Annotated in this window: 14 protein-coding genes; 4 read left to right on the top strand and 10 right to left on the bottom strand. The window is 43.6% G+C overall.

Translation table 11 applies throughout. The annotated features are described in order from the left end of the window. Positions 1–134: 134 nt before the first annotated feature. Complete coding sequence (locus GGD38_RS13235) at positions 135–1,982, bottom strand: hypothetical protein (protein ID WP_375300362.1); 1,848 nt, start codon at positions 1,980–1,982, stop codon at positions 135–137. Between the two features lie 277 nt (positions 1,983–2,259). Here GGD38_RS13235 and GGD38_RS13230 point away from each other — a divergent pair, with 277 nt between their 5' ends. Next, positions 2,260–2,712 (top strand): hypothetical protein, encoded by a 453-nt coding sequence (locus GGD38_RS13230; RefSeq protein WP_375300363.1) that lies wholly within the window; start codon positions 2,260–2,262, stop codon positions 2,710–2,712. A 44-nt stretch (positions 2,713–2,756) separates the two neighbouring features. On the opposite strand, the gene GGD38_RS13225 is transcribed toward GGD38_RS13230, so the two are convergent. Continuing rightward, positions 2,757–3,743, bottom strand: a complete 987-nt coding sequence (locus GGD38_RS13225; RefSeq protein ID WP_375300364.1) for a hypothetical protein — start codon at positions 3,741–3,743, stop codon at positions 2,757–2,759. Between the two features lie 169 nt (positions 3,744–3,912). Further along, positions 3,913–4,197, bottom strand: coding sequence for a hypothetical protein (locus GGD38_RS13220; RefSeq protein ID WP_375300365.1), 285 nt, complete (start codon positions 4,195–4,197; stop codon positions 3,913–3,915). Between the two features lie 328 nt (positions 4,198–4,525). Here GGD38_RS13220 and GGD38_RS13215 point away from each other — a divergent pair, with 328 nt between their 5' ends. Next, positions 4,526–5,368, top strand: a complete 843-nt coding sequence (locus GGD38_RS13215) for a class I SAM-dependent methyltransferase (protein ID WP_375300366.1) — start codon at positions 4,526–4,528, stop codon at positions 5,366–5,368. 144 nt (positions 5,369–5,512) lie between these two features. Here GGD38_RS13215 and GGD38_RS13210 read toward each other — a convergent pair whose 3' ends face one another. The 4 genes from GGD38_RS13210 to GGD38_RS13195 all read right to left on the bottom strand — a co-directional run bounded on the left by GGD38_RS13210 (position 5,513) and on the right by GGD38_RS13195 (position 9,808). Next, positions 5,513–6,082 (bottom strand): hypothetical protein, encoded by a 570-nt coding sequence (locus GGD38_RS13210; protein ID WP_375303831.1) that lies wholly within the window; start codon positions 6,080–6,082, stop codon positions 5,513–5,515. Between the two features lie 121 nt (positions 6,083–6,203). After that, positions 6,204–6,341: a hypothetical protein gene (locus tag GGD38_RS13205; RefSeq protein WP_375300368.1), complete on the bottom strand. Its 138-nt coding sequence runs from the start codon at positions 6,339–6,341 to the stop codon at positions 6,204–6,206. A 91-nt stretch (positions 6,342–6,432) separates the two neighbouring features. Beyond that, complete coding sequence (locus GGD38_RS13200; RefSeq protein ID WP_375300369.1) at positions 6,433–7,539, bottom strand: glycoside hydrolase family 130 protein; 1,107 nt, start codon at positions 7,537–7,539, stop codon at positions 6,433–6,435. 148 nt (positions 7,540–7,687) lie between these two features. Continuing rightward, positions 7,688–9,808 carry a hypothetical protein gene (locus GGD38_RS13195; protein ID WP_375300370.1) on the bottom strand — a complete coding sequence of 707 codons (2,121 nt, stop codon included), beginning with the start codon at positions 9,806–9,808 and terminating at the stop codon, positions 7,688–7,690. Positions 9,809–10,581: 773 nt separating this feature from the next. Between GGD38_RS13195 and GGD38_RS13190 the strand changes: the two genes are divergently transcribed. Then, on the top strand, positions 10,582–12,783 hold the full coding sequence (locus GGD38_RS13190) for a hypothetical protein (RefSeq protein WP_375300371.1): 2,202 nt from the start codon (positions 10,582–10,584) through the stop codon (positions 12,781–12,783). A gap of 75 nt (positions 12,784–12,858) precedes the next feature. Here the strand turns inward: GGD38_RS13190 and GGD38_RS13185 are convergent, their stop codons facing one another. Together GGD38_RS13185 and GGD38_RS13180 are read right to left on the bottom strand one after the other, a co-directional pair. Further along, a complete protein-coding gene (locus GGD38_RS13185) occupies positions 12,859–14,127 on the bottom strand; it encodes an erythromycin esterase family protein (protein ID WP_375300372.1) in 1,269 nt (422 codons plus the stop codon). Between the two features lie 113 nt (positions 14,128–14,240). Then, a complete protein-coding gene (locus tag GGD38_RS13180) occupies positions 14,241–16,970 on the bottom strand; it encodes a glycoside hydrolase family 9 protein (protein ID WP_375300373.1) in 2,730 nt (909 codons plus the stop codon). Positions 16,971–17,307: 337 nt separating this feature from the next. On the opposite strand from GGD38_RS13180, the gene GGD38_RS13175 reads away from it, so the two are divergent. Further along, entirely contained in the window at positions 17,308–17,499 is a 192-nt protein-coding gene (locus GGD38_RS13175) for a hypothetical protein (protein WP_375300374.1), read from the top strand. 38 nt (positions 17,500–17,537) lie between these two features. On the opposite strand, the gene GGD38_RS13170 is transcribed toward GGD38_RS13175, so the two are convergent. Beyond that, positions 17,538–18,119, bottom strand: coding sequence for a DUF2071 domain-containing protein (locus tag GGD38_RS13170; RefSeq protein ID WP_375303727.1), 582 nt, complete (start codon positions 18,117–18,119; stop codon positions 17,538–17,540). Positions 18,120–18,126: the final 7 nt, after the last annotated feature.

The following is an 18,126-nucleotide window of genomic DNA, read 5'->3' as shown; positions in this document are numbered from 1 at the left end:
GGAATACAGTGTGATCACACCTGCGATAATATAAACTACAGGGTATTTGTAAAAGGTTGGAAACGGGGGAGATATTTTTAAAAAAAGAAAACCCTCCCGGATGGGAGGGCTGAAATAGTGTTTATCTCGCTTCCTTAATTCATATTAAAAGAATATGTAAGCTTATCATTACTCTCAATAACCAACGTAGTCACCTGTTGTTTACCAACTTTATTGGTCATTTTTTTAATACTTGCTTTAGCCGCTTCGTTGAATAAAATGGTTATATCGCCATCTTGTTTTTTTAATATGGCTTTTCCGGGTGAAACAATTTCTATTGAATCAGTTTGACCCAATAACAACGGAATATATTCTGTAAACGGCCCTGCATGGGTAATAGTAACTTCAATTGTTTTCTCCTTAAAGCTGATCGATTTTTTGCCAGCAGTTCCCAAAACATAATTCACAGTGAGAATGCCAGTTGGCAGATCATGACTACCAGGCACAGGTGTAGTAGCTTTTCCATTAATGGTAAACGAGGCATCCAGCGTATCGGCTTCATACAATTTGCCACCCTGCGGTTTGGTTCCCCAGGCCGCTTCATCGGTATCGGTTTGCGATTGTAAGAAGGAGCCGGCTTTAGGATGCCATAAAAGACCAATGCCATAGCGCTGTTGTGGTTTTAATTGCGGGCCCGAATTAAAACAGGCATAATAACCGGGTTGCCGAACAAACGTAAACACCGTTGGGTTACGGCTGTCCATTTTCTGGTGAATGAACCGGTTACTATTTATATAAGGGAGCTGCTTAATAGCGGCTTCTTTTTGTTGAGCTGATGGGTACCACTGGTAGTGTTTGCGGTGAAGAAATGCATAGGGAGAAAATGAACTGAACTCACCCTTGCCCAGTGGTTGTACATTTGGCCAGTTCTGCTCCAGGTTCTTTCGGGCATCTGCAATGGCCTTTTTCTTTTCTTCGATGTTCATGTTAAAAGCCCTTATGCCGGGTACTGCTTCGCCAAGCGGACTGGCTGTAAAATAGCTCACGGTTGTGGTGGCTTTTTGCCGCATTTCTATGGGGCGGTTAATGGTAAAGTATATGGAGCCTTTTTCTGGCACGGCGTTATAACTTATCCAGTTGTAATATCTTTTCTCTTCTTCAATAAAGTTATTCGCAAGCGGCGTATTGCGGCTATAATGATAGGCCATCCACAGGTTGCTGTGATGGGTATTGAAATTATAGCCAAAGTCGGTACCGCCTGCTTCATAAAAGAACCCGGCCGGGCTTTGAAAATCGTTGGCCGATTGTTTTATCTTTTCTTCCAGCAGCTTGCTTATTTCCGCATCAGGAAAAAGCGACAAGTAGGCAAGACCGCCCGCCCATACATTAGTGAACTGGTTCGAATAATCTTTTCCATGTTTATACAGGTCATCCATGGTAAGCACTGCCATGATAGCTTTTCTATCCGCTTCAATCGCGTTCTTCAAAACCTCAGCATCTATGGCCGGGCCGGTTTTTAACAGGCGCAGCGTTTCGCCCATAAATTTTGTACTAAAGGCGGTGGCGGGCAGGTTCCATTGTTTAGGACCATACTCACTAAAACGACCATCTGAATTTTGGCTATGAAACCAGAAAGAAAGGGCGGCTTCCAGCCGTGGCCGCAGGGCAGGAGAGTTATAGTAAATATTCCAGGGTCTGTTGGTACAATAGAACCAGGCAAGCGAAAGAATATTCTCCATAATACGGGCGTTGTAGGGCTTGTTATCTTTAACATCGCGCCATACATGAATATTGATAAAGCCTTTGTCGGGCCCGGTTTCTACTACACTATTAGCGAACGTATGAAAATGTTTAAGGTAAAAGGGGATGTCCAGCTCCTCATCGGTAAAATCGGCCGGTTTATATTTCGACAGATCTATATCCGGAACTTCAGGCCATTGCGCCTGTACTGCCTGGGTAAATATTGTAAACATAGCAATGGTTATAATGGCAATTCGTAACATGCAGACATAGTTTATATCTACAAGTTATTGTTTTTGCTAACTACTCTAAGGTAAAAAGCAAATTTTGATAAAATAGCTTAGGGAAATGCTAAATGTCGGTTAAGGCATTGATCTCAATTCCTTTTTTAGTTTATTTTGGGCTGTATGCAACCGTATGCTGCTGATAAAATTCAATAAGCAAATAATAAGTGACTTTCTTATTCCTTCGTTCAAAGTAAAAAGCGGAGATATCGTTGTTATTCAGTTTCCGAATGGACCATATTTTTATCCGCTTAAGATGGAAATGAAAGACATCTTTATAGGGAAAACTTCCCAAGACGGAGTCCACATTGCATCCTCATTTACGTATGCAGATCATATAAGGTTAACCGGATTCAGGAGCCGCCTGTTCCCCCTGACGGTAGGCGGATATCTTGAGAAGAACGCGAATAGAGAAAGCCCCCTTGCTACAAAGATCTATGAGTATAAATTTATAACACCAAAAATTAAGATAAACACTATACCAGGTAATCCAAGGCGAAAACTGGCTGTGTATGCTACTTTATCCAAGACTAATAAAATAGTTTTTGATTTGGCCGGCGTTGATCCAATGGGCGGCATGGATATTTATAAAACTGTAAAAGAAGTGGTCGATACCGATGGCGCTGCCATTTTAATTGATTGGACTGATGACTTCAAAAACGATTGTACTGTTTTTGTAAGGCCGCAATATGTTGGAAAGGTTAAATAAAAAAGCGCCCCGTTACATTGGAGCGCCTTTTTATTTCAATTTCATTATTTAGCATAATGAAAACTGTATCCCAGCCATGGCTTTTCAGGAGAACTGCAATAAACAGCATAGGCTACAGTGATCTTATCTTCTGATTCTTTTTCCGGACGAATAAACACAGCCTGGTTGCCGCTGCCGGATACCTGTACAGCGTTGAATGTATTACGGAGATTTACCAGTTGTTCGTCCTGAATGGTAAAAACGCCTTTTTCACCGGCCGCTATAATTATCTTATCGTGTGCATAAGCCATACTTGAAATGTTTAGTTCAGGGTCTTGAACTACCAGTTCAAACTGTTGACCGTCCCTGGTTTTCCAAATACGGCCACCTTCACAGGCCAGGTAGCAAAAACCATCGGGGTGTTGCAAAAGCCCGCTGGGAGCCAAGCTGCCGTGTGTAAATCTGTCGAATGCCGTGGGTTCCCACTTCGTTCCATTATAGTGATGAAGTTCGGTGGCATGATTGCCAATGGCAAACACATTGTTCACCGCAGTGCCTGCAAAATGATATATATACTTTCCCTCTTTCTCGCTGGTGGGCGTTTCCTGTTTCGTCCAGGTTGTACCATTCCATAAATACACGTGCCCTGAATATGTGCCAACAAAAATATTTACCCCGTCTGGAGACCAGATCCTAACGCCGTTTTGCACTGCATCGAGCGTGTACATTTTCCAGTTATAACCACTATTGCGAATGCGGTCATGATCGAGATTATAGCCTGATCGTATGGGGTTGTCAGGGAAATTTACATCCGCAGTTGTATAAACATTGCCAAAGGAGCTACAGGCCCATATGTCGCCAGCGGGTGATACCCATAGGTCATAGATACTATCCCCATTGTAAAATATTTTGTTCGATTTGAATTCTTCTGCTGAAAAATCGTCAAGTATCACCTGGCCGGGATTTTCAAGGCTGCCGTCATCCTGAATGATCAGCGCAATAGCACTTTTGGGGCGCGGGCCGTTAATGATCTTTAAAAGCTGAACGTGCAAAGGAGTAGAATTGAAGGTTTGCAATATTGATTGAATTACTTATCGAAGTCAATTGTAAATCCCTCCCAGGGCATTTCTGGTGAATCAGTGTAAACAGCATATGCCACAGTCATAACGTCTTCTGCTTCTGTTGAAGGGCGAATAAAAACGGCCTGTTTGCCATGTCCCGTTACCATCTCAGCTGTAAATGTATTCCTGATATCTTCAGCTTTCCATGTTTACACGTATATACACCTTTCTCACCAGCGGCTAAAATGATCTGATCGTGTGCATAGGCCATACTTGAAATATCAAGCTTTGCATCTTTTGCTACCAGGTCAAACTTCCGGCCATCGCGTGTTTTCCAAATCCGTCCGCCTTCACAGGCCAGGTATAAGTATCCATCAGGATGCTGTAACAAACCGTGAGGTGAGATACGTCCATGTTTTTCTTCATCGCTGACCGGGATTTTCAAGGCTGCCGTAATCCTCGATAATAAGCGCAAGGGCGCTTTTAGGCTGTGGACCGTTAATGATCTTTATAAGCTGCATATCCATAGGGGGCTCAATTAAAGGTTTTTAAGAAGCGCAAAGATCGCTTTTAACGGAATTGTCGCGTTTTTTATTACTTATTTTGTTGTTAACTTATCTGGGTATAATCTATTTGAGTTACCACTAAAGTGGTATTAGTTCACAAGTTGGTTATATGGTAAACTTTGTACCTTTAATCCTTTCCTGCCTTATTTAATCTTCTTAATGCTCCTCCCTAAAGACCATCTTTTTTAACTTCAAAAAACAAACAACATGAATGAATCAACAGCCATTCAGCCTGCTGTGAATCCCAACAAAGCTTTATGGGAGAAAGGCGATTTTACCTGTATTGCCGAAACTATGCGTGAAAGCGGTATTGAATTGGTCAGTAAACTCGGTATTACACCTGGTATGAATGTACTCGACCTTGGTTGTGGCGATGGCACAACAGCCTTACCTGAAGCCAGATTGGGTGCAAAGGTGCAGGGTGTAGATATTGCGCGCAACCTGGTGGCTGCTGCCAACAAACGTATACAGGAGGAAGGCCTTACCAATATTACCGTTCGGGAAGGCGATGCCACTAACCTGGAAGGAATTGAAGATGGAAGTTTTGACCTGGTAGTAAGCATCTTCGGCGCTATGTTTGCCCCCAAACCTTTTGATGTAGCCAGCGAATTGGTACGGGTTACCCGCCCCGGCGGACGAATTGTTATGGGCAACTGGATCCCAAACGATCCCACACTTGTTGCACAAATTTTGAAGATCAGCTCTGCTTATACGCCACCACCACCCGAAGGTTTTTTAAGTCCCATGTTATGGGGAGTAGAAAGCAATATAACAGAGCGGTTTGTAAAAGCAGGTATTGCTGCTGAGAATATAACATTTGAAAAAGATACATATACTTTCAATGCACCGTTTTCACCAGTTGAGTTTGTTGAAAGATTCAAAAACTTTTATGGGCCTACCATGAATGCATTTGAAGCGGCAGAAAAAAATGAAAAGGCTGCAGACCTGCAACGTGAACTGGAAGAATTATTTACCCGTGAGAATAGGAGTAAAGACCCGTACAAGACCTCTATACCGGCTACCTTTATGCGGGTGACGGTTAGGAAATAGTTGGGGTAGAAATACTATTAGAGCCTGGTCTTGGCTCAGCCGAGGCCAAGCTTTTCTATTTTTAGAATTTGAAAATTGAGAAACTTATAACTCTGCTGGAATATTCAGGCAGGGCCGATAAGGATTTGATAATTGAAATAGAAGCTATTTCCTTACCTTGGATTCGTCGTTCACTTTTATAACGAATGCGATAGACACCTCTAAAATGCCGGCGATCTTCTCAATGGAAAATTCGGTGTTTGCCAGCAGCGCCACAACAGCGTTACGGCGTGCCTCGGCAAGTCCTTCCTCCTTACCCTCCATTCTTACGTATTCGAGCGTGTCCATAATACCAGCTTTATCGGTTTCTTTAATTTGGTTATCAAATTTACGGTTTGTTTCGGGTTTTTCAAAGAGGACGTAGTTTCTCAAAAAATTAAAGATCGACCTTACCTTGGCTGGCTCGAAGCCCTTGGCAAACAATCGTCTGGCGGCTTGTATCTTCAAATTCAATAGTTCATCTTCAGATACTTTGCCCTCTTTCAACCTGATCCGCGCAACGACGATTACCTGAGCGAACGGGTTGGAGCTGTTGTCCAATTCACCATCAGAGAATTTTCTCACGCACAAGGTTGGGTACTCATAAGTAAGCCGCGTACCCCGATATTCATACGAATACCGGGCCGGCATATCGTTACCATCATGCCCGGTGAAGATAGCCAGCGCGGAAACCAAAAGGTGGTGCTTATCCCGGATTCGGTAAAAGTAGGTATACATTCTTTCCGCAAACGCGTCCCTGTCATTAGTGTCCCCCTGAACCTCAACATGCAATAATACCCATTCTTCCAGGCCGTCCCTATGGTATACCGAGGAATCGAAATCCACGCTCCATGTCATACACCTGGTCGGCATCGGAATAAATGAACCGCAGGAGGTCTGCAAACACTTCCTCCAATATAACTTTCCACAAAATGTCGCTCTTTCGATGTTTCATTCGGCCATATTTTAGTAATCAAAACGCTACAAGATCGGCTCGGAACGAACAGGAATAATTAAGTGAAAATCTTATCTGTAGAAAAATAGGTTCACCTCCCCTCACTCACCGCTACACCAACCCTGCTATCGGCACAACCATAATACAGGAACCATTTATTGTGAAAGTATACCAGCCCTTCCACAAATACAGTTCCGGCGGGGTATTGGCCGCTTTTTTCAAATGAAGCGGTGGGAACAAAAAATGGTTTGTCGAGGCGGGCAATTACTTTAGATGGGTCATTTAAATCAAATAGCACTTGTCCGGCGGCGTATGTGTTGGCGGTATAAGCTGTATCCCTTCCTTCGCGTGGTTTGTTTTTACCATTGTATAAAACCAGTATGCCTTTTTGCGTTATAATTGCCGGCGGGCCGCATTCAGTAAGGTCACTGTCGAAATAATTAGGTCTTGTGCGTACAACGGCTTTCAACTCGCCTTTTTCATTAAGCATCGGTTCCCAGTTGATGAGGTCGGTAGAGGTAGCGATGTTCATAAACCGCTCGCCCCAATACATCAGGTATTTTCCATTTAGTTTGGCTATTACCTGGCGGCCATTTACCAGCTTGGTTACTATTGACGCCGACTTACTTGCCATATCTTTAAACCGGCCTTCATAAGCCTTGTAAAATGCCGGGCCGTGTTTGGTCCAGCTGGTGAGGTCTTTTGAAGTAGCAACAGAAAGTCTTGGCACTTTTCTGTTCCATTGCGTATACAGCATTACGTAGGTGCCATCTTCTGTTACTGCTATGCGGGGATCTTCACAACCGCCCGGCCATTCAAATTCTTTCTGGTTATCATTGGCTGGAAAAAGCACGGGTGTCGATCTGCGCTTCATATGTATTCCATCTTTGCTTTCGGCGATCCCAAGCCGGGAAGTGCGTTTGCCGATTCCCATACCCGAATTATCTTCAGCACGATAAAGCACATAAATTTTATTGTTCATTATGGTTGCTGCCGGGTTAAACACATCACTGGCTTCCCATGCAACTTTGGTATTGCTCATGGGATCTGTGAAAACACTATTCGTATCGGGAGAAAGCACCGGGTTGGCATTGTTAGGGCGAAGAAAAGGACCAAGTGCCCAGTCGGGCAGCTTATCCTGTGCAAAAGTATGAATTGAACCAGCCAGTAATAGTGCCGTTGCAAGCATTCGTTTCATAAAAATTATGTTAGTTACTTTCTTTATGTATGAAAGTAAGTTAACACTATTTTGAAATTGACAATAAAAAAAAGAGTTCCGCCAGTGGCAGAACTCCCAAGAGGACTGTTGGATTTTATGATTATTTGATTAAGGTGCTATAAATAAATTACCGGTTTAACTGTAATAACTTTCCGGTCACTTTTTTATCGCCTAGATAGAGAACATAAAATAACTGGGACGATCTCATTGCCGGCAGGTTTACTTCGAACGTATTCGCGCCCGATGGTATGTAACCCCGGAAAACAGTTTTTACCTTTTGTCCAAGCGTATTGAACACTTCCAGGCTTCCGTTCCCCGCTTCGGAAGCGGTTATCAAAAATTTCACTTTGTCGGTAAAGGGATTGGGAAATGCTTTTATGTTCAGCTGCTTTAAATTAGTAGTTGTTGTCTCCACTTGCGTTTCCGGAGTTGTTGTTACTAATCTGGCTCCGGATTGTGAACAATTAGAGGCGTCGCAAAGCACACCACTTGAAATACAACCCGTACTTATTCTTCGAACCTTTATTCCTGTTACCGAGCCTGCATCGAGGTTACTGAACAATACATTAGACTGCCAGCTTGTACCATTATTAATGCTATACTCGTAGTCTGCTCCAAGCGGGCTCAGTATGGTGATACTTCCCTTGGCTGGTCCGCACAATGAGGGTTGAACGGCGCAGAATGTTGGTGCGTCCGGTACGCTCGTGCTAACGGTTACAACCACATTATCTGTACCACTACAACCAGTAGTGGTATTGGTTTTCGTTACCATATAAGTTGTGGTTGACGATGGATTGGCTGTGGGATTGCTGATACCGGCATTACTTAGCCCTGTTGTTGGCAACCATGAATACGTGAACCCGGCTTCTGATGCCACACCAATTTGCTTACCGCTTGCATTGGAACTACAGGTTTTTGTAAAGTCGTCTCCTGCATTGGCCACAATGGCTGCATTATTCACTGTGACTATTATGTTATCTGAATTATTACAACCAGTTGTAGTATTGGTTTTCGTTACCGTATAGGTAGTGGTTGCTGAGGGATTGGCTGTAGGGTTGCTGATACCTGCATCACTTAAACCTGTGGTTGGCGACCATGAGTAAGTGAAACCGGCTGCTGATGCTTCACCAATCACTTTGCCATTGGGGTTTGTAGTACAGGTTTTATCAAAATCATTTCCGGCATTGGCGATCACAACTGCATTATCTACCGTTACGGTCACCTGGGCTGTATTGCTGCAACCCGAAGCCGTATTGGTTTTGGTTACTACGTAGGTTGTAGTAGTCGATGGATTGGCCATGGGGTTACTTATACTGGCATCACTTAAACCTGTGGCTGGCGACCATGAATAAGTGAAACCGGCTACGTATGCTTCGCCAATTGCCTTGCCGTTTGCATTGGAAATACAGGTTTTGGTGAAGGCCGCACCGGCGTTGGCTGTTACAGGAGCAGCAGCTGTCACTGTTGTTGACCTTACAGATGTACAACCTGCTGCATCAGTAATTGTTACGGTATACGTTCCTGCTACTAAACCAGTAAGGTCCTGGCTGGTTGCCTGACCTGAAGGAATAACGCCGCCCGCACTGGCACCCCAGGAGTAAGTATAGGGGCTTTTCCCGCCCAGCGGGGTCATGTCGATAGTGCCAGGTACCGAGCAGGTAGCATTGGTAACACTAAAGCCGGCATCGAGGCCGGTATTGATCCGTATAGAATCGAGGGTGCCGCATTTGGGATTGATAGTAGCAGAAAGGATAGAAGAACAGGTGCTGGTTTTAGAAGCGTCTGTCCATGCCAGAAACAGATCTTTTATAGTTAATGACTGACCGCACTTATATCCAATTTGGGTGAACTGTAAAGTAGTGATAATACCGGGGTCTAAAGGACCTCCGCAGCCTGAGATTGCCCTGGTAGAAGAAAGGGTACCATTACTGTTCCTGATGACCAGGGTGCCCCAAAATGCAAAAGCAGTTCTTTTTGAACCTGTGGTGTTATTAATTGACAAATTCAACGTCCTGTATACCGAATCGCCTGTTGTACATACATTACAAGTAGTTGTACCCGGTAAAGCAGCACCCACAAGCGTAAGGTCTTTTGAGGTACAGGAACTTGCAGAAGGGAATGTAGTGGTTGTTTGTGCCGATACCTGCGATGAAAATAAACAAGCGGATATAAAAAGAATAAGCAGGCTTTTAAGACTATCCCTGGGCGATAGATTGTGCGTTTGAATAGTAAAGGGGTTGGGGTTCATGCTAAAACATTTTATTAGTTTCAGAAATCATTGTTCCAAACGTATGGATTTGAGAAGACAGAAGTGAAAATAAATAGCATGTACACCGGGGGACCTGCTTCTGTAACACGTATAGGGGTACCGTTTGTATTTAGGGCGTTTAATATTATATATCATTTATAGATCGTTTGATGCATAGAGATAGATTACCCGTTCAGCTACCCTGTGTATGAACACACGAGTGCCGTTATGAATTAAAGGTTGAAAAATCAATAAGAATTACTGCAGAAGAGAAAAAGGGAAAAGATGGGGATATTGGCTACCTTTTACGGTTCTGCCCATAATAAAGCACGGAGCTGGTGAGATACTGAAATACTATAGAAAATCGCAGAAGTTTTCAGTGGTCGTTATCAAATTGTAGATTGAAGATATAATAAATTATTACATGTATTCAATGTTTTTTTCAACTATCCGGAGTTTATTACCCATTTCCATTTATTCTTGACCCTGGTCAAATGGCGAATAGGGTAGGTGTATGATGGTGATCAGTAAATAATATGACGATTAATATGAAAGCAATGCAGGATGGTGAATTTCTGTATTGATAAGTGTATTCAGTTATTTATACTACTGTTGAAGGACGTACTGTTTTTGTTTTTGGAATGTTTTCTACCTACGGGAATCCAATTCCATTATGCCAATTTTTCCCACCATTGATTTTCAACTCCTTTTGCAAATGGCATGGCGATTGGCTTTATGTATACGACTCACTCATAACCCCAAATCGCTCCCTTATGAAACAAATCTACTTTATAGCATTGATGATGGTCATGCATTTCACAACGTTCGCTCAACTTAATAATGGTGGCTTAAACGCATCTTTTGGTGTAGATGCCGACACAAAGGCCGGTTATCTTAAATATGGTACCACAACCGGTGCTGTTACCAGTGATGACTGGTTTTCTTCCGCCACGGCTTCTGGTAAAAATGTGATCGATACTTCAAATGCTACTTATTACAGGTCATTACTACAGGCAGGTAACAATATCAGTTTTTCAAAAAGAATGTCTACTCCATATTATACTACTGTAAATGGCAAACTATGGATGGACGCATTATATTCCAGGGATTTTATTGTAAATGCAGTGTCTACCGATACCACCACCTTTAGCGGCGGTAAAAAGAACGGAGATGATCCTGCAAGCTGGGGCGGTGTGGCTTCTTCTATTCCCGACAAAACCGACCTGGTTGACGCATTTGCTCATATGCGTCGTAATGGAAGTAATTTAAATGATTCCTTGTGGATCTTTACAGGTGTTTCTACTGTAGGCGTTGTAGGCTCAAGGTACTTCGATATTGAATTGTACAAGAACAAGGTTAATTATAATAATACAACCGGAAGTTTTAATACTGCCGGCCCCGATGCAGGCCATGTGCAATGGAAATTCGATGCTTCGGGAAACATTACGCAAACAGGCGACCTTATCATTGCCGTAAGTTATACCTCTGGTGTGCCATCAGTTGAAGTACGTATTTGGGTAAGCAAAACCACTTATAATTCAGTAACGCCCTCATTGTTTGGTTTTGGTAGCAGCTTTGATGGAAGTACCAATGCATTTGGTTATGCATCTATACTTTCAAAAACAGGCACCACTGCTTTCGGTAGCGGTATTGCCAATCTTTCTGCAACACCGGCTGCTGATACTACTTACGCAACACCCTGGGGTTCTCATGGTTTATCGGGCGGCCTGCAATGGGAATCGCAGTACCAGTCGCTACAGTTTATAGAAATTGGGTTGAACCTTACCCGCATGGGGCTCGATCCTGAAATGTATTCGATCAATGCAGGAATGTGTCAGCCGGCTTTTGCTTCTGTATTTTTTAAATCAAGATCGTCTCATTCATTTACCTCAAACCTGCAGGATTTTGTAGGCCCTTACGATTTTTTGCAACCTGCCCTTGATTATACCATCTCGGCGCCAACCCTTACCTGCAGTAATGCTTCAGGATCGATCGCCGTTCAAAATAACACAGGTAACTATTTTACCTGGAGCACCAGCAACGGTAATATTATGTCAACTTCGGCCAGCAGCATAATGGTAAATAAGCCCGGTACCTATACCGTACAGACTTCTTTAGGGGAGGGATGCCCGGTGTTAAGGACCGATGTGATAACGGTTTCTATAGATACCTCTGCCCCGGTCGCTTCTTTTTATGGTTCGGCCACCGCAAACCCAAATCAGTTTATATTACATGGAGGCGATACAGCAGCCAGCAATTATAACACCCCATTCGGTGGTTCCCAGGGTCTTTTATGGAACTGGAGCGGGCCCAACGCATTTTCTTCTACAGTGCAAGACCCAACGATCAATAATATCTCAGGAACTTACCAGCTTATAGTAACTGAAAAAAGAAATGGTTGCACCGATACCGTATCAAGCAATTTAAATATGGTTGTATTGGCCTCCGGCGTTGTGCTTAAATCAGAAGCGGTTAAAAATTCAGTTGTTCTACGCTGGAGCATGACCGACAAACAAACGAGCGCATTCGATATTGAAAGAAGCAGGGATGGTGTAGCCTTTGAAAAGATCGGTTCCGTATCTGTGCTTGCTGCAGATGCCGGTTCACGGTTTTCATTTGCCGATAATGATCTTCTGACTGGTAATGTTTCCTATAGGATAAGAATTGTTACAACCTCCGGATCTTCGTACTATTCAAATATTGTGAAGCTGAATAAAGATGCAGTATTCACCTTTGCGCTTGCAGGTAACAGTCCTTCATCAACACCGCGGTTGATCTTGAACACAAAAGAAACCGTTACAACAAAAGTTATGGTGTTCAATACAGCAGGGCAAACTGCGTATACAAAGCAGATGGTGTTACAGGTTGGACAAAACAATATTGAATTACCAGTGAGAGGTATGAAGGATAAATTAAATATCGTTGCCGTATATATAAATAATCAGTTACAGTTTAGCGGAAAACTTGTTTTTTAAGAATCGATGATGTGATTTATTGAGTGTGGTTATAAACCCTGCCATTCCTGGCAGGGTTTTTTTAATAGAGTGCCGTTATTTAATTGCTTTACAGGGATACATGTCCCTGATATAAAACACCCCATCATATACGTTTGTCCATTCTGCCATTTCATTCCGGTGATCTGCGCCGCCACCAGTTACAGATCCCGACATATAAAAGCTTTCCTGTTTCTGGCTGTTAAGTTTATTGTAATCGTGAAAATTAAGAAAGGCGTAGCTATAGTCTTTATTCATCCAGTTCTCCAGACTATTTTTCTTTACCGGTGGTATTTTAACAGGTTTTGTTGAAAGTCTGCCTTCTGTACCCCGGTACGAGGTAAAACCAAGCACATATGTTTGATTGCGCATGGCTGCATCATTGGTATAACAGGTGCCCATAGTTGTGGCTGCATTCAAAAATGTTTGGGGATAATGGCCGCCATGTTTAGATACATGATAATTGTGGGCCCATACAATTATTTTTTTACCTGCATATTTTACTTCACTTAGCCATTTCAGGTTTACTGCCATCTGGCTATCCCTTACATTCATGTGGCGCCAGTATTCATTCTTTAATTCATAGGTCCTCATTTGTTCAATATAACTCAGCAGATTGTCGATTACCAATGGCCAGAACCCATTACTTTCATTTCCATCGCTCATCTGTTGTTTTATTTCTTTTATATAATTAACACATTTCCCGATCAGCACGCTATCCTTTGTATGGTTATACCATTTTGAAATAAGCGGGTATATTTCGGTTGAATAATTTGCCTGTGCTGTGATTGGTAACTGTAATCTCTTTAACGCCGAGTCCAAGGCTGGAAAAAGGGTCACCAAACTCATTTGGTTATCAAAGCCGGTAATTTCAAGCGGATGGGCCGTTTGCAGGGTAGCCGGAATGTATTTAAATAAAGGAACACCGGCATCGCAATACGTCCAGAAAGGATAAATAAATTGCCTGAAAAATGAGTCTGTATTCCCGGGTTCTTTTTTTACCTGTTCCCAGTAGTAATTCATAAAGAAATCGCTTTCCCAGGCCAGTACATCAAACCCCTTTTGTTCGTGCAGGTATTTTATAAGGCGGGTTTTGGCAAGAAAAGCGGGCGCGTCGCCGTGGTCCTGTTCGCCCAGCATTACTACACGGGCGTTGCCGATGGCTGTGCCTACAGCTTCCAGGTCGGCATAGTTTACTGAATCGGGGTCTACTGATACTACGCGTTGGGCATGTTCTTCTACGAATTGTTTAATTCCTTGTTGGGCATGGGCAAATTGTAGAAGGCAAAGCAATACGGGAACAATGATCAATTTTTGTTTTTTCATAATGGATGTTCATATATAGCCTTTCTGATTATACTGCCTGTTTCACCTGGTTAGCCCTTCGAAGGTATAAAAAATCCTCCCGATTTAATCGGGAGGACCTTTTGTTTATGCCATTATCGTATTATTAATTTAGTACTTATGAGCCTGGTGTTTTTACTAATTGCTGTAACATTATATATACCCGTTGCAATAGAACCATTGATGATTATTGGTTCATTGGGCTTTACTTCTTTCTTCATAACAATATTCCCATAAATATCAGTAAGCGTTACTGTCACCTGTTTTATGGCCGGGTTAGGTGCCCGAATAGTGAAGGTGCGCTGGGTAACCGGATTGGGATACACTACGGCGGCGCCTTTGTTTCCGGCTGTACTTTCTTCTATTAGCTGGCGGGCAAGTGAATTGGTACCTGTAGCTTCAAAATGCGACCAGGCAAACTGGCCCACGTAACGAACGTAATAATTACCATTTACCCTTGCAGGCATACTGTTCGACCATTTATTGGTGTAGTCAACGCCGTTGATCTGCACCAGGCTCATGTTCCATGAATTTACATAGGAGATATTGCCTGAAATTGCATAGCAAAATTCACCGGCGCCCTCTTTTGTAAATGGTAATGATACTGCAACAGCGCTGCTGCAATCGCCGGGATTCGGTACAACCACACCCGATACCACAATTGTTGAGGAAGCGGTAAAGCCGCCATCGGCGGTTTTAGCGGTAATGGTGGCTGTGCCCTGGGCAAGACCGGTAACAAGGCCCGTATTGCTTACTGAAGCAATAGCTGGTGCACTCGAGCTCCAGGTGATGCTTTTGTTAGTGGCGTTGGCCGGCGTAACGGTGGCTGTGAGTTGCTGCGTTTCGTTTATTTGCAATGAATCGCTATTGGGCGTTACACTAATACCTGTAACCGGAACAACTACTCCCGGCGTTGGGGTGCTGCCATACACCAGTACATTATCTACATACAATGGAATGGTAGTAACTTCTTTCAAAGTACCATCAACGCCCTGCGACGACCAGTCGTTTGCGGGGTTCCAGGCTGAGGCGTTTGCTTCATAGGGCAAACGGATCCGGATCTGCGATTCCCTGCGCGATTCACCTTGTCCGCCCGGCCATATTTTTATACCTGAATTAAAGGTTACCTCGGCGTAATAAATATTGCGGGCTGCATCCCAGGCCTGCAGCTGAGTAAACGTAACATCTGCATTGTTCGATGAAACAACATAACTGGCAGGTGTATAGCCGGCAGCCAGTCCTTCGGTAATATCAATAAACAACCGGAACACATGTTTGCCGGCAATGCGGGCAGGCCAGGCCGTATGGTTGTGCACCCAAACGCTCCATTCGGTATAGGTGTTTCCACTGCCATTTAACCGGGCTTCAATGATATATTCTTTACTGGGCGTTTCTGCAACCGGAAAACCGGCCAGTGGTGTGCCGCCATAATCAGAAACCAGCGCAGCAAGCAGGCCAGAGAAGGCCGCGTTATAATCGGTAGCCACTTCATTGTTTACATAATTACCCCGGTCATCGGTATAGGCATCATTGCTGCCGGGGCCACCTACCAATGCGCCATATAAAGTATGCCGCGTTTCTGTTGGCGGACCGGTTAGGTTGTTGCTCCAGCAGCCATGTGCTGTACGATGGTGTGGTTTTGTTGGCGGATTAACGCCATACCCGCATACATAGCTGCTGTTGCGTGGGTTGTTGCCCAATGCATAATTCATTTGTTGCAATGCGAAATTGCTATACTTCGTTGCTTTGGCGGTGGTGGTAGCTACGCTTTGATAATACTTTGCCAAAAAACCGGTATTGATGGCATACCGCAGGGAGCCCCAGGTATCGAGCCAGGCCAAACCACCGGGTGTATACGTAATACGCTGGCCGTTGTAGCCATCCGTCCAATAATCGAGGTGGCGCTCCATGTCTTCCTTGTATTGCGCTTTGCCGGTAAGTTTTGCCAGCAGGGCATAACAGCCATATGATTTATCGTCCCAGGCAATGCCCCATTTAAATGACTTTATGGTGCTTTGCGGTTCGGTGCCCAGGTTGGCATAATAGTTTTCGGCTTTGGTGAGCCAGGTGGCGTCATTGGTAGCGCGGTACAGCCAGATGGCGCCCCATACTAACTCATCGTTATAACCGCTATATGAATTGTAATAACCGGCTGCATCGGTAATAGAGCTGGAGTATTTGCCGCGATAGGTATCGGCAAAATTGTACAATTGTATGGCGTGGTTCAGCAGGGTAGTGCTATAGGCCGCATCGTCGGTTTTGAACAGGATGCTGGCGGCCGCCATGGCGGCTGCAGTTTCAGCAGCAAGGTCTGACCCTGGTTTTGAGGCATCGATCTTATAGGCAGGGCGCGTCATGGTCATTACTTCTGCCGATCCCCACCAGGCGTGATCGGTACCGCCATTGCCTACCTGGCCATACAATTCATTGGGAGCTGTATGGCATTTAATAAAATAATCATTTACAAACCGCAGGTTGCGTTTTAAATAAGTCATTTGTGCAGAAGCGTTATAACCGCCTGCGAAATCAATACCGCCCCAGGCCAGCATGGTGGCAGAGAACGCCATGGGGAAGTTGAATTTAACATGGTCGCCGGCATCGTACCAGCCTCCGGTAAGGTTAACACCCACATCGCTGCCATCAGTAAGCGCCGAATTGGCGCGCCACGTTACACGGTTATCTGCCGGTAGTTGGCCCGATCGCTGGCACTCATAAAAGAACATTGACTTTTGTAAAGCTTCGGCATAATTGAATGTTTGTGCAAAGGAGTTGTTAAGTAAGATCAACAGGATGAGGGTAGCAATGATGCTACATTTTTTTCTCATGATAGTATAGGTTTATTGTAATAAAATTTAATTCATATGGGCAATAGGCATCTGCTGCATTCATTGGTTAAATGAATACAGGGAAACATACAGCACATTTGAGATCAATAATTCAACTTGCTATTGTTAAGATCGGGGGCGCCAGAGTGAAGGGCGTTAAAAAGTAATTATTCCAATTGGGGGGTATAAATAATCTTTAGCAAATTTAGCAGAAAATGATATTGACAGCCGGTTACTGCTGTACTTTTTATTAACAATTATTATTGAATTTTTTACCCACATACCGGGTTGTACCCTGGCAGCATTTTAGTATATATATAATTTAAAATGTAAGATCATGGAAACAAAAACATTGGCTACTTCAGCATTGCAGGGCGTTGGTACCCGTATAGTGGAGAGAGGCGCGAACAAAGCCATAGAATCTTTACCAAAGCAAAAGCAAAATAAAGTGAGAGGTTTATTGATGATCGCAGGCGCTGTTGCATTGTTTATGTCGGGCTTAAAGATGATGAAGAAAAAAACAGTATAACATCTAAGCTGCAGGAACGTTCTTGCAGCTTTTTTTCACTATACTTTATCGCCGGGTAATTTTTCGCGCCGCCAAATGAGGGCCAATTGCAATGGTGAATAATGCATAAGATGAACTGATTGCTCTGTTAACTGCCAACCCGGAAGGTTGAACCGTTGTAAGTGGAAATTGATATTTATACTGTATAAAGGCCACATGGGGTGGTGAATATTATACCGGTACAGATTATTGTCATCTTCCTGATAACAACAATATCTTTCTGTTAACCACCGTTCAAGCGGCGATACTTCGTTGAAGAACGCACCAGGATGAAAATCAATATCCAGTATATTGTCTTCTTTTTCCGCATTCATATGGTAATGAAATGAAGGCGCCTTACTAAGGTTGGCATACTGGTACGGAAGCTTCGTCATTGTTCTGTTCATAATTACCGCCTTTCTGCTGTTCGCTTTTATCTGCATAAAGTATATACCCGGTTTATTGTCATATTTTACATAGGTACGCAGGTTCAGTTCGTTAAATGCAGGCAGCAAAGGCATAAGCGGTAAAAAGCGCGTACGTAGGTCCGTAATAGAAAATGCAACTACCGATACCCAGGCATACCCTGAATTACCGCTGATATATTAA

Origin of the sequence: Niastella sp. OAS944 (genome assembly GCA_024809215.1) — a bacterium.
GTDB lineage: Bacteria > Bacteroidota > Bacteroidia > Chitinophagales > Chitinophagaceae > Niastella.
Note: the sequence above shows the minus strand (reverse complement) of the source record. Positions and strands in the feature narration are given on the sequence as shown.